The sequence below is a fragment of the Providencia sp. PROV252 genome (genome assembly GCF_033676005.1).
GTDB lineage: Bacteria > Pseudomonadota > Gammaproteobacteria > Enterobacterales > Enterobacteriaceae > Providencia > Providencia vermicola.
The window spans coordinates 2,505,097-2,517,986 of the sequence record NZ_CP096294.1 but is presented as its reverse complement, the minus strand read 5'-3'; the positions used below and the strand labels follow the sequence as shown (position 1 = coordinate 2,517,986).

Annotated in this window: 15 protein-coding genes and 2 pseudogenes; 11 read left to right on the top strand and 6 right to left on the bottom strand. The window is 33.8% G+C overall.

The window, feature by feature from the left end:
* Window positions 1-146 precede the first annotated feature (146 nt).
* The 11 genes and pseudogenes from icd (at window position 147) to M1F05_RS11605 (ending at window position 7,716) form a co-directional block, all read left to right on the top strand.
* The gene (gene icd, locus M1F05_RS11655; RefSeq protein WP_206086408.1) at window positions 147-1,400 is read left to right on the top strand and encodes an NADP-dependent isocitrate dehydrogenase; all 1,254 of its coding nucleotides are present in this window, start codon (window positions 147-149) and stop codon (window positions 1,398-1,400) included.
* Between the two features lie 407 nt (window positions 1,401-1,807).
* Window positions 1,808-3,016 (top strand): IS4-like element ISVsa5 family transposase, encoded by a 1,209-nt coding sequence (locus M1F05_RS11650; protein WP_001339197.1) that lies wholly within the window; start codon window positions 1,808-1,810, stop codon window positions 3,014-3,016.
* A gap of 1,131 nt (window positions 3,017-4,147) precedes the next feature.
* The gene (locus M1F05_RS11645) at window positions 4,148-4,354 is read left to right on the top strand and encodes a hypothetical protein (protein ID WP_206086409.1); all 207 of its coding nucleotides are present in this window, start codon (window positions 4,148-4,150) and stop codon (window positions 4,352-4,354) included.
* Between the two features lie 379 nt (window positions 4,355-4,733).
* Window positions 4,734-4,946 (top strand): RNA chaperone/antiterminator CspA, encoded by a 213-nt coding sequence (cspA, locus tag M1F05_RS11640; RefSeq protein ID WP_123381878.1) that lies wholly within the window; start codon window positions 4,734-4,736, stop codon window positions 4,944-4,946.
* Window positions 4,943-5,065 (top strand): annotated as a pseudogene (locus M1F05_RS11635) (cold-shock protein); the annotation flags it as partial. The gene cspA and the pseudogene M1F05_RS11635, both read left to right, overlap by 4 nt.
* A gap of 212 nt (window positions 5,066-5,277) precedes the next feature.
* Window positions 5,278-5,433: a hypothetical protein gene (locus M1F05_RS11630; RefSeq protein WP_180312531.1), complete on the top strand. Its 156-nt coding sequence runs from the start codon at window positions 5,278-5,280 to the stop codon at window positions 5,431-5,433.
* 506 nt (window positions 5,434-5,939) lie between these two features.
* The gene (psiE, locus tag M1F05_RS11625) at window positions 5,940-6,350 is read left to right on the top strand and encodes a phosphate-starvation-inducible protein PsiE (RefSeq protein ID WP_206086410.1); all 411 of its coding nucleotides are present in this window, start codon (window positions 5,940-5,942) and stop codon (window positions 6,348-6,350) included.
* 300 nt (window positions 6,351-6,650) lie between these two features.
* The gene (locus M1F05_RS11620; protein ID WP_117162315.1) at window positions 6,651-6,845 is read left to right on the top strand and encodes a hypothetical protein; all 195 of its coding nucleotides are present in this window, start codon (window positions 6,651-6,653) and stop codon (window positions 6,843-6,845) included.
* Window positions 6,846-6,921: 76 nt separating this feature from the next.
* Complete coding sequence (locus tag M1F05_RS11615) at window positions 6,922-7,128, top strand: hypothetical protein (protein WP_206086411.1); 207 nt, start codon at window positions 6,922-6,924, stop codon at window positions 7,126-7,128.
* A 182-nt stretch (window positions 7,129-7,310) separates the two neighbouring features.
* A pseudogene (locus M1F05_RS11610) lies at window positions 7,311-7,391 on the top strand (hypothetical protein); the annotation flags it as partial.
* A 16-nt stretch (window positions 7,392-7,407) separates the two neighbouring features.
* Complete coding sequence (locus M1F05_RS11605) at window positions 7,408-7,716, top strand: GNAT family N-acetyltransferase (RefSeq protein WP_206086412.1); 309 nt, start codon at window positions 7,408-7,410, stop codon at window positions 7,714-7,716.
* A 223-nt stretch (window positions 7,717-7,939) separates the two neighbouring features.
* Here M1F05_RS11605 and M1F05_RS11600 read toward each other — a convergent pair whose 3' ends face one another.
* The 6 genes from M1F05_RS11600 to nqrE form a co-directional block, all read right to left on the bottom strand.
* Entirely contained in the window at window positions 7,940-8,389 is a 450-nt protein-coding gene (locus tag M1F05_RS11600; protein ID WP_206086413.1) for a GNAT family N-acetyltransferase, read from the bottom strand.
* Window positions 8,390-8,479: 90 nt separating this feature from the next.
* Entirely contained in the window at window positions 8,480-9,457 is a 978-nt protein-coding gene (gene aes, locus M1F05_RS11595) for an acetyl esterase (protein WP_206086414.1), read from the bottom strand.
* 201 nt (window positions 9,458-9,658) lie between these two features.
* Window positions 9,659-9,877 (bottom strand): helix-turn-helix domain-containing protein, encoded by a 219-nt coding sequence (locus M1F05_RS11590; RefSeq protein ID WP_206086415.1) that lies wholly within the window; start codon window positions 9,875-9,877, stop codon window positions 9,659-9,661.
* Between the two features lie 46 nt (window positions 9,878-9,923).
* A complete protein-coding gene (locus M1F05_RS11585) occupies window positions 9,924-10,247 on the bottom strand; it encodes a helix-turn-helix domain-containing protein (protein WP_206086416.1) in 324 nt (107 codons plus the stop codon).
* Window positions 10,248-10,986: 739 nt separating this feature from the next.
* Window positions 10,987-11,196, bottom strand: a complete 210-nt coding sequence (locus M1F05_RS11580) for a hypothetical protein (protein WP_206086420.1) — start codon at window positions 11,194-11,196, stop codon at window positions 10,987-10,989.
* Window positions 11,197-11,784: 588 nt separating this feature from the next.
* Window positions 11,785-12,384: an NADH:ubiquinone reductase (Na(+)-transporting) subunit E gene (nqrE, locus tag M1F05_RS11575; RefSeq protein WP_206086428.1), complete on the bottom strand. Its 600-nt coding sequence runs from the start codon at window positions 12,382-12,384 to the stop codon at window positions 11,785-11,787.
* Window positions 12,385-12,890 lie beyond the last annotated feature (506 nt).

The window sequence follows — 12,890 nt, the reverse complement described above, 5'->3', positions numbered from 1 at the left end:
TTTTTATTCACGTGTTAGTGCGTTTAATGCGATCCATACTAAAGCTTAGGTGAGTAATCATTGGCGTTCGACGCAGATTGAAGTAGTATTGACACGTCTCTTACAAAAAATTAACAAGCAAAATACGCAAGTGAAAGGAGAGGTTAATGGAAAGCAAAGTAGTAGTTCCGGCAGAAGGCGCTAAAATTACCATTGATGCAAAAGGCAAACTAAACGTTCCGAACAACCCAATTATCCCTTATATCGAAGGTGACGGCATTGGTGTTGATGTCACTCCAGCAATGTTAAAAGTGGTTGATGCGGCAGTTAAAAAAGCTTACAACGGTGAGCGCAAAATTTCTTGGATGGAAATTTACACTGGCGAAAAATCTACACAAATTTATGGTAAAGATGTTTGGTTACCAGAAGAAACTCTCGATTTAATCCGTGATTACCGCGTTTCAATTAAAGGTCCTTTAACAACTCCAGTTGGTGGTGGTATTCGTTCTTTGAACGTTGCACTACGTCAACAACTTGACCTGTACATCTGCTTACGTCCAGTACGTTACTACAAAGGCACACCAAGCCCAGTTAAACAGCCCGAACTGACCGATATGGTTATTTTCCGTGAAAACTCGGAGGATATTTACGCAGGAATTGAGTGGAAAGCAGGTAGCGCAGAAGCTGACAAAGTCATTAAATTCCTGCAAGATGAAATGGGTGTGACAAAAATCCGTTTCCCACAAGATTGTGGTATCGGTATCAAACCATGTTCAGAAGAAGGAACAAAGCGTTTAGTTCGCGCGGCAATTGAATATGCAATTGATAATGGTCGTGATTCAGTGACTTTAGTTCATAAAGGCAACATTATGAAATTCACTGAAGGTGCGTTTAAAGATTGGGGTTACCAATTAGCACAAGAAGAATTCGGCGGCGAATTATTAGATGGCGGCCCATGGGTTAAAATTAAAAACCCTAAAACAGGCAAAGATATCATCGTTAAAGATGTGATTGCAGATGCATTCTTACAACAAATCCTGCTGCGTCCTGCGGAATATGATGTTATAGCGTGTATGAACCTAAACGGTGACTACATTTCTGATGCATTAGCAGCACAAGTTGGTGGTATCGGTATTGCGCCAGGCGCTAACATTGGTTCTGAGTGTGCATTATTCGAAGCAACTCACGGTACTGCACCTAAATATGCAGGTCAGGACAAAGTAAACCCTGGTTCTATCATCCTTTCTGCTGAAATGATGCTGCGCCATATGGGTTGGACTGAAGCGGCTGACTTAATCGTTAAAGGTATGGAAGGCGCAATCGCGGCTAAGACTGTAACTTACGATTTCGAACGTCAGTTAGAAGGCGCTAAATTACTGAAATGTAGCGAATTCGGCGATGCAATGATCGCACACATGTAATTTATTACGTGTTGTGATTAAGAACGGGAACTTAATAGTTCCCGTTTTTTATTGTCACATTTGAAACGGTTATCAAAAAGTTATCAAAACGAATTATCAAAATCTTCTCAAAAAACTAAGCAAAAATAGAGAAAAAACATTTTTTTATTTTTCTTTTATTGGTTTTAACTATATGTGTTGGACTTGCTTACTATTGTGATGAAAATAATTATATTATAGGAAATATTGTTCCAGAATTAATAGGTGTATGTGTAGAGTTATTAATTTTTATAATTCTTTATGAAAAGATGGGGAAAAGCACTGATGAATCCCCTAATGATTTTGGTAAAAATCATTAAGTTAAGGTGGATACACATCTTGTCATATGATCAAATGGTTTCGCGAAAAATCAATAATCAGACAACAAGATGTGCGAACTCGATATTTTACACGACTCTCTTTACCAATTCTGCCCCGAATTACACTTAAAACGACTCAACAGCTTAACGTTGGCTTGCCACGCATTACTTGACTGTAAAACTCTCACTCTTACCGAACTTGGCCGTAACCTGCCAACCAAAGCGAGAACAAAACATAACATCAAACGAATCGACCGATTGTTAGGTAATCGTCACCTCCACAAAGAGCGACTCGCTGTATACCGTTGGCATGCTAGCTTTATCTGTTCGGGCAATACGATGCCCATTGTACTTGTTGACTGGTCTGATATTCGTGAGCAAAAACGACTTATGGTATTGCGAGCTTCAGTCGCACTACACGGTCGTTCTGTTACTCTTTATGAGAAAGCGTTCCCGCTTTCAGAGCAATGTTCAAAGAAAGCTCATGACCAATTTCTAGCCGACCTTGCGAGCATTCTACCGAGTAACACCACACCGCTCATTGTCAGTGATGCTGGCTTTAAAGTGCCATGGTATAAATCCGTTGAGAAGCTGGGTTGGTACTGGTTAAGTCGAGTAAGAGGAAAAGTACAATATGCAGACCTAGGAGCGGAAAACTGGAAACCTATCAGCAACTTACATGATATGTCATCTAGTCACTCAAAGACTTTAGGCTATAAGAGGCTGACTAAAAGCAATCCAATCTCATGCCAAATTCTATTGTATAAATCTCGCTCTAAAGGCCGAAAAAATCAGCGCTCGACACGGACTCATTGTCACCACCCGTCACCTAAAATCTACTCAGCGTCGGCAAAGGAGCCATGGGTTCTAGCAACTAACTTACCTGTTGAAATTCGAACACCCAAACAACTTGTTAATATCTATTCGAAGCGAATGCAGATTGAAGAAACCTTCCGAGACTTGAAAAGTCCTGCCTACGGACTAGGCCTACGCCATAGCCGAACGAGCAGCTCAGAGCGTTTTGATATCATGCTGCTAATCGCCCTGATGCTTCAACTAACATGTTGGCTTGCGGGCGTTCATGCTCAGAAACAAGGTTGGGACAAGCACTTCCAGGCTAACACAGTCAGAAATCGAAACGTACTCTCAACAGTTCGCTTAGGCATGGAAGTTTTGCGGCATTCTGGCTACACAATAACAAGGGAAGACTTACTCGTGGCTGCAACCCTACTAGCTCAAAATTTATTCACACATGGTTACGCTTTGGGGAAATTATGAGGGGATCTCTCAGGGAAAAGCATCTTTAAAGAATAAAAAAGACCCCTATGTTAGATAGGGATCTAAACGTTCTAGGTTTACTGATGTTTTATTATGTATTGTCGAGTAGACAGGTCGTGCATGCTCGCTGTAAGTATTAGCTTATTAAGTGAGCCATTTAAATCTACGCCTTTGTTTAAATAATAGCCAGTTAATATTTGTAAATATATAACCTTATCGATTGGTCTTCGATGGTTGTTTTTGTATGGAGTGTAACTATATGATCTTTAGTGAGCTAGATACAAGGCGATAACATATTGCAGAAGATGTATTGTTTATAGGATAGATTTATACAGGAGATCGTGTTTTTTAGGTACACATCATGCACATGAACCTTTGAGAAATTTTAGTTTAAACAGTATGTTGATAAATATCTAATTAGGTTTTGAATTTAAATAAAATTAACAGTCTAAGATACGTTGCATATCGCAAAAACAAAGTGTTGGTAAATATAATGTACGCCAAGAATTTTTTTCTATAAAGTTACTCCATCCTAAATATGCTATGACATGGTTAGGAATTATGGTTTTCTTTCTGACTAAAAGACCCATAATTGTTTTTTATTTATATTAAAGATTAGTTACGATGAATAAAAAGTAGTAAGAATAAAACAGTTAACTTACGATATTTAATCTTTTTATTATGGTAATAGTGAGCTAAATCAATTAGATAATTACTTCAATTAAATCACTCTGCGATGAAAGTTGGTATTCAGAGGTTATTAACCAAGTAAAAGTATAGGTAATGTGTTATAGTGGTTTAAATCATTATACCCCATTGCCATAAAAAGCAAACCTTGCATTCGCAAGTTTTTATCTAATAAATAGATGTGGTATCCAAAGGAATTGTTTCCTAAGGACTTACCTATGAATTTATCTGCATTATATCATCGGATTTTATCACTTACAGAAAATGTGCTAATTATAACGGTATTACTTCTGGCTACATTTGCACTTGTATATTGGATGTAAAATTATTCCACAGTTAGCTAAAACTAAATGAGTAATGAGTTTTAACAACGCTGAGATTCGAGGACTAATTTATGGTGGAAAAATATTGGTATAGCACCTTTGAAAAATAAAGGAGAGATAAATGAATTATTATATTCAGACTATAGTTGAACCACAGGGTGGTTATAAAATACATAAGCTTGGATGCAAGAATATGCCTATGGCTTCAAATAGATTTTACCTTGGTAACTTTTTTAATGCTATGCAAGCTATTGAAGCTGCTAAAAAATCACACTATAAGATTGTTAAGATATGCTCTGATTGCATAAAAAATAGCATGAAACACTAAATTATAAGTAATAAAATTAAAAATTGTAGATTTTTTATATTTATTCTAGTGAAACAGGCGTTAACTCAGAGAAAAAGTCGTTATTTTCAAAGTAATTACTTTTTAAGATTTGTATTGAAAAGGAATTCGTTAAATAATCATTATCTTAAAGTGGAGTGAAAAATAAAACTTGCTATAGTCGGGGGGGTGTGGCTTAATGCCCTTACTGTTTTGGAAGTACAAACCTATTTATGTTAGTCAGTTTCAAGTTGTTCACCATTTAGCGTTATCCCTGATATCACTTCATCGCGAATTCCTTCTAATTAATTCCCATAAGTAAAAATTAAAAACAAACTCTATTATGCCTTATGGCAAATATTAAATAATTAAAGGAATTTCTATGTCTAATATATTAACTGGTTCAGTAAAATGGTTTAACGACGATAAAGGCTTCGGTTTTATTACTCCAGCAGATGGTAGTAAAGATGTATTTGTCCATTTTTCTGCTATTCAGAGCGATGACTTTAAATCGTTAATTGAAGGCCAACAAGTCTCATTTACCATCGAGAATGGAATGAAAGGCCCAGCAGCTGGAAACGTGGTGGCACTATAAAAATTTATTTGTATTTTAAATGTCCTTGCTGTAGTGGATCCCAGTATAGAACTTCACAGTTTGATGTTTCGGCCAATAATCCACATGGTGCAAAATGTATCTTTTGTAAAAGCGTCATGAAAGCTCAAGTTAGCTGATAAATAATTTGATTCACATTTAAACCTCTTTTTAAAGAGGTTTTATCGCATTAATCGTATTTATTTAAGCTGACGTGGTATGCTTGTTTGATAATTATACCCCATTGCTATGAGTAGCAAATCTTGCCTCCGCAAGCTTTTATCTAAAAAATAGATGTGGTATCCAAGGGGATCACTTTCCTAAGGAAACACGAATGAAAAAGCAAACATTTTATAGTCGAGTTCTAAGTATCTATAAAAAAATCCTCATTGTGGCTGTACTAATTATCGTCGTTCTTGGTGTCATTTATTTGTTCGATAGTTCATCATGGAGCCAGCTCGGTGGTGGATACATTTTCCCTAAAAACTAACACCAATCGAGTGTAATAGCTTTTCTAAAGTGTTATGTTGTTGTGAATAAAGATCCTATTAACCAGTGTATGCTCTATGTCATGTTTTAAAGCGAGTAGCATTCTTAATTCAGTTCTTATAGTAATTAATTGAAAAAATTACAATTCTCTGAGTGTTAGCAATTTAAAGTATCTCATTACCATAACTCTGCATTTAAAAAATATTATCTGAAAGGTAAGTGAGATTTCTAAGGTATTATTTATGAAATGGTCATATCTTTATCAAAGTATTTTGAATTTTTCACAAAACATGCTTGTTGTTATTGTACTGATTATCATATTTATTCTAATTATCGCATATATTATAAACTTAGCTAAATAAATTTATTCCACCATTAGCTCAATTGGAAGAGTATTTAGTCCTGACAAAACTAAAAGTCGAGGTTCGAGGCCTCAATGGTGGTTCATTTAAATATTTAATGATGCTATATTTTTAATGAGAAAGGTTAAACTCCTGAGGAGTTACCATGTCAGGGCTAAGTCAATCAAAATTAATATGTAGAGTGTTACAGTGGATTAGCAGTGCTGCGCTGATTTTACTTGCTATTATATTAATTTCTTTTTTAGTAAAAGAAACTATTGTTTTATCGAAACTACTATTTTCCGCTAGTGATTCCATTTCGATTTATTTGCTGGTCGATGAGCTTATTATATATTTTCTATATTTTGAATTTGTTGCGTTGATTATCAAGTACTTTCAGTCAAATTACCATTTCCCATTACAATATTTTATTTATATTGCAATTACAGCTGTAATTCGGCTTATTATAGTTGAACATAAGGACCCTCAGCTGTTTATTATTTACTCTGTTTCAATACTAATACTTATTATTGCCCTGTACATTGCTAATGCTGATAGACTGAAACCCAAAGAATAAAATTTGTAATAAGATGGCTATTTTTATCTTAAAAAATATTTAACTAGTTATAGTTTATTTAGCATTATTTTAGTTAACAGCGTAAAAATTAAATTTCTTTTATAAATATAATGCGGTAGCAAGAATAATTTTTCGGTGTGGAAATATATAATTTGTTATAAATTATGTTCTATAAGGAATTTTTATTATTCTTTAGGTGGTATTTGTTATCAAAGACTAACTTCATAGTGGTAACGCATTTAAAACAAACGAAATTCGATAATAATTATCTAAGCTTCATACAATAAAGAGGTGTGAGTTATGGCTGATAGCCGAACAAGTGAAATAATGATTGAAATCGGATATGCAACCGTCAAGTTGTTGTTTGGAAATATGATGGTATTTAAGTCGACACTAGTGAACGAGTTAACCGAAAGGATGGTGGCATCAGGAGATGATGAATATAAAAAACTTTTGAATGAGTCCATTGAGTTTTTGCATAGAAATGTTGGTTAGATTGAAAACTATACAAATCTTATCTGGGTATTATTTCAACAAGGTGTTAGTGTTGAGTGAATACACAGAGGTGATTATGGACACAGATAAAGATGTAATTTATATGCGGATATGCCAAGTAGTTGGCAGGGCTGTTATGTTGCTAAATGAGTCAAAGCATAACATCACAGGAGAGCGCATATCTGCAATTTTGAAGGAGCAGAGAGAAGGTGAGCAAGAAAAACACATGATTGCTATATATGCGATAGCAATTGATTTAATGGAGTCTAGGCGTTGGGGGTAGGTTTTAATCAATAACTAGTATTAAGCGCAATAATAATATCTTATATTTTAATAAATAGTGGCTATCAAAACTAAATTAATTGTTTATGTTATCAAGGGCTTAAAAAATATGTTTTTACCATACTAAAGACAATAAATCATTAATAATAATAAATATCAGTTAGTTATAAACTATTAGGCTATGTATTGCTGCGCCATATGGGTTGGACTGAAGCTGCTGGCTTAATCGTTAAAGGTATGGAAGGCGCAATCGCGGCTAAGACTAGTTGATGGTATTCCGATGGGTTTAACGGGTTTAATGATAGTTCAAGAAAGCTGTGAGCTAGTGGCTGAAGTTGGTTACATGATAGCGTGTGAGTTCTCAGGTAAGTCTTTGGCTACTGATTCATTGGCCGCCTTATTGGCACTCCCTGAATTATCCGCCATTTCACGGTATCAAGCTGTGGTTACGGATGGAAACAAGGCATCAGTTAGCGTTCTAGAAAAAATGGGTTTATCCTTACAGACGTTATTAAAGATAACTATACTATTGGAGGAGTTATCTTTGATGACTGTATTTATACATTGGAAAGATGAATTACGACAGTAAAAAGCCTTCAGTAATTAGTCGTCCAATTAGTGGGATCACAACACTAATGCGGCCTTTATTCGTCTATAGCTACCGAATATCACTCTCACAGATTAATTACTTTAATAGGTGTGTGTTTACCTATTAACTTAATAAATAGGAATACCTTGCAGGAGGGCGATATGCATATATTGAGATAATGGCTACTGCTGCAGAGGTTTTTTCTCTAGATTAAGGGGAAAATTCATCGCTCTTTTTTAAGGTAAATTAACGCGAGCATATCTTCATTATTTTTATCCATACCGACCTCGCTGAAACCAAATGAGGAATAAAAATTTTTGGCGACAGGGTTGTTTGGGTTATAACATATTTCAATCTCTATGATTGATTGTGTTTGTTTTATCTCTGTAAGCGCGAGGCTAAGCGCTTGTCTACCTATTCCTTTATTTTGGTGATGTTGGTCAATCATAAACCGCCAAATTGATATTCTTATTGGGCTTTCTTGTACCCACATAAAGAAACCAACTGGGTCATCATCACAGTAAATAGCTCTTACGGTATAATTTTCATTATAAGCGGCTTCAACCAGTGACCAAGTGTTTGAAGCAACATATTTTTCTTGCTCATCAGATACATCTAAAAGACAAATGGATTCATAGTTTTCTTTTGTAACCGCTTTTAGGCTAATTAGCATAATAACCTCTGTTTTGCTCTGTAAGATAATTTTACTTGTAAGTATTAATCAAATAAAACAATACAGAAAATTGAATGACAGAATTTAGCTCTAGAGGCTATTTTCAGAGGTAAGTCTTTTAAAATACTCAGCACCATCTCTAATTGCTTCATCAGCAATATTCATCATACGGCTATAATGTAAAAAAGCATGTAATGTACCTGGGTACATCTTATATTTGCAGGATATCTTATTGTTTTTTAATGTATTGAATAATGCGATGCTATCATCTAAAAGTGGGTCAAATTCCGCACTGGCAATAAAGCAAGGTGGAATATGATGAGTTAAATCGTTATTGAATAAACAGTAGTAAGGTGCTTCGCGACTTCCTGACTCACCAAGATAGGCGCTGTCATACCCTTCAAGGTCTTTCTGTGTTAATCCATCCCACTCACCGCCATAGAGTCGACGGCTCACTGAATCTTGTAAACCATAAAGTCCGTACCAAAGTAAATTAGCTTTAATTTCATGATTTACAATATTATTATCACGAAGCCAAAGTGTTGTCGCTAATGATAACATTGCGCCAGCGGAATCCCCCGCAAAGCCTGTCTGATCCATGTTAATATTATACTTCTCGGCATTATGGGCATAAAACTGATATGCCATAGATATTTCCTCAATTGCTTGGGGGTAACGGGCTTCGGGTGATAAAGAATAGTCTACACCAATGATGGTACAGCCAGTATATAGCGCTAGTAACCGCATTATTCTGTCATGGGTATCAAGATTACCTAAAATAAACCCACCACCATGGATATAAAATAATGTCGCAGGTGTAGTTATTGTAGGCTGAAATATGCGTGTAAGGATACAACCATAAGGCGTTTGAATGTTAATATCATGAGTTGATTGCATGATGGGGGCATCTGCATTCCAATACTTTCTATCTTCATTATAAGCTTCACGTAATGATATTAAATCAGTACTTTGCGGTGAGCTAGATGTGTTTTTTGAGTAATAATCAATGACTTTATTCATTTCTGCCGAAATGAGTTTAAGCACGTTTACTTTGTTATTAGGGTTCATTTTTTCTCCTACTTTTAGGCTGTACATTGTAGAAGACATAAAATGCGAAGTTGTGACCTCGTTATCCAATATTAAAAGACATGTTTTTTTATTGCATATTGATATATTTTCACAAAATAGGAGGAGAAGAGCTATTAGTGGGTTTACTATTGAAGGTCAGAGGTTTTAATAAACCTCTGACGCTTAAATGCTATAAGTTAGCTATTCTAAATAAACGTTAACTAACTGGCTGATATCGATATTTAAAATTTTAGCGATATAAAATAAATGGTCTGCATAAATGGATTTTTCACCATTTTCATAAGACAGATAAAAATCTGTTGATATGTCTAATAAATTTGCCATTTTTTCAATTGAAATATGGTTAGTTATTCTGTTTTTTTGTATGTATAGGCCAAGATTTTTATTGTTTTTTAACATTTATATGTTCTGATTTAGTTATTGATCCTGATGTTGATGAGGCATTTTATATATAAAGATATTGATTTTCTCTAGATGATGGATTTAAATATAAACTTAATCCTAAGTCTATAATATCACCTTCATTTTCCAGCTCCTTCAGTAAAGAAACAAAAAAAGATTCTACACTGATATTTAATTTGATAAGAAACAGTAGGATTAAACTGAATGAAATTGTATTAATACCATTTTCATAACGTGAAATTTGTTGCTGACTAACATGAAGTAATTCGCTAACTTCAGCACCAGTCATATCATTTTCAATCCGTTTTTGCCTTAAATAATTTCCCACTAAGGTATTAACTTTGCTATTTAAAATAGCACGATTCATATCAACCTCTTTTTTATTAAGAATTTTCTGAGATAAAAACTAGTCAAATATTTATATCAAGTACAATCGTTTTAAATACTTGTTTTCCAATTTTTAATTGGTGGTAGCTATCAAATGAAATTAAACAATCGTTTGATTTTAGTGGTAAGGTAGTCTCAACATATTGATAAATAAGTTTATAAACCAATTTGTTAATTTTATGTATTTTATACAGCGAATTTTGTGATTATCGCAAATACTCTTATCACGTGTATATGCGATAGCATTTTTCATGTATTAATAAATAATAATATGAACTATTATTTTATGATGCTTGTTTGGTTTTTTATTTATTCAATATTTTTATTATTCTTTTTTATCAATTTGAGACAAAATTTATTATTATTTTTTACATAGATAAAACAATATTGAAATGAAAGTTTACCAGTAGAAAAGATTTGTTACAAATATTTTCTAGAATAGGTATTAGTTGCTTTGTTACTTATTTGGAATGAGTTCATTGTATCGGAACGTATCGATGCTCTATATCAAAATTGGGCGTAATAGTTTAGTTTATCGGTATGTCATTTTAAAACTTGATGATTTTAACTAATTATTTTTCAATCATAGATACTCATATACCTAGAGGGTATTAGATGATGGTGGGGTTCAGATGACCCTCTGATTAAAAGGTGAGTTTTGTCTGGCCTAAGCCAGTATGAGATAGATGTATTGGGATAAAGTGAATGTGGTGCCTAGTTTATCCATTGGAGCAATGTTCAAAATTATGTTTAACCTGTTTAATTGCTTGTTTCTCAATATCTCTTAATGTGAGATTCATCATATCCAACCCTTTGATATCCATTTTTAAATGGTGAGTAGATTTATCATCTCCACTTAGAATGAGGTCTAAACCAATTATTTTGGAGTTTTCTTCTAAGATACTTATTTGGGTCAAATTAAATCGCATAGTGCCACCTTAATTGTAAATATCCAATTGATGATTTTGATAAAGTTGGTATTACTGTATGCTAAATAACCATGTATTACCTTAACAAAGGGTTAAATAATGTAACAAGTAGCATGAAAAGAAAGATGAAATGACATCTAGGGGGACAGGGGTTCTAAAGGGATATAGTGAAAAGAGAAATGTTCTCATCTAATTATATGACTAATTTTACAATATTATTCGTTGTATAAAATGTAATTAGCAAATATAGCACTTCAACGTGAATACTGTTCTTTATAAAAAAGCCCCTGCAAGCAGGGGTATCTAATGGAAATGTATCTGTATAATTATAGTTATAAAGTGCCTATCGTTTGAGTCGGCAATTGAATCATACCAGTATTTATCTTTTAATCCAATTTAGAGTAAAAATAAAAAAGTGATAGAAGTTACAGATCGGATAGAAAGAGTAGGGGGATTGAGAAAAAGCTAGGACGAAAGAAAGGGGTAGCCTCTTAGCAAACAAGTTTAAATGTTAAAAAGTAATGTCCTTATTGGCTTTTTAACATTATAGAATGAGATGATTTTAGAAATGTGCTATTCAATGCAAAATTAGAGCGAAATACCTGAAAAAGACATAAAGCCAAGGGACATTAAACCTACGGTAATAAATGTTATTCCTAATCCTCTTAATCCTTTTGGAATATCAGAGTATTTCATTTTTTCACGAAGACCCGCAAGCGCAATAATAGCCAACATCCAACCTATCCCACAACCAGCACCATAAACAACAGATTCTGTGAATGTATAGTTCCTTTCAACCATAAAAATGGTTGCTCCAAAAATAGCACAGTGAATAGTTAAGAGTGGTAAGAAGACCCCCAGTGAGTGATAGAGGGAAGGTATAAATTTATCTAGGAACATTTCTAAGATCTGGACTAAAGCGGCTAGAACAGCAATAAATGTGACAAAGGATAAAAATGATAAGTCAATACCTTCAGCTATAGCTCCGTCTCGAAGAACATAGTTATAGATCAAGTTATTGATGGGCGTAGCGATAGTGAGTAAGACAACAACGGTTAGACCTAATTTAAACGAGGTTTTAACCTCTTTGGATACCGCGAGGAAAGTACACATTCCGAGGAAAAAGCTCAAGGCCATATTTTCAATAAATGCAGCTCGAATAAATATGTTTAAATGATTTTCCAGCACAAATCCTCCTTTATATATGTCATGATTACATTTAACAGTAAAAACATACGATTATATTAAATGTTTCCTATATAAGTAGGGGGGGGATATGTATAAAACTGCCCCCCCAATAAATTAGGGATATCGTTTTCAGGACTTATCCAAGATTACTTGGAAAAACTGAGTCTATGAAGTTACTGAAAGTGGTAAATACTATAGCTTAAGATTATGGATAAAAGCATAAGAATTAGCAAGATACATTATTTTATAAAAGCGTGAAATTTACGAAGAATATGATATTACACATGAATTTTGTGATCTAAAGCGAAAAATGTAGTAAATGGCTTAAAAATAAATGATTTTTTCCGTATTTTATTTGTTTTTATGAGTAATTTTTATAAAATCAATCCATATACTAGTATGAATTATAAGGTTATTTATTGGTGTTAATATGCGTTAAATGGTTTTAATGTTAAAAAAACAAAATGTATCTAAAAGAAATAACATGAGCCTGATTTAATGTGGAG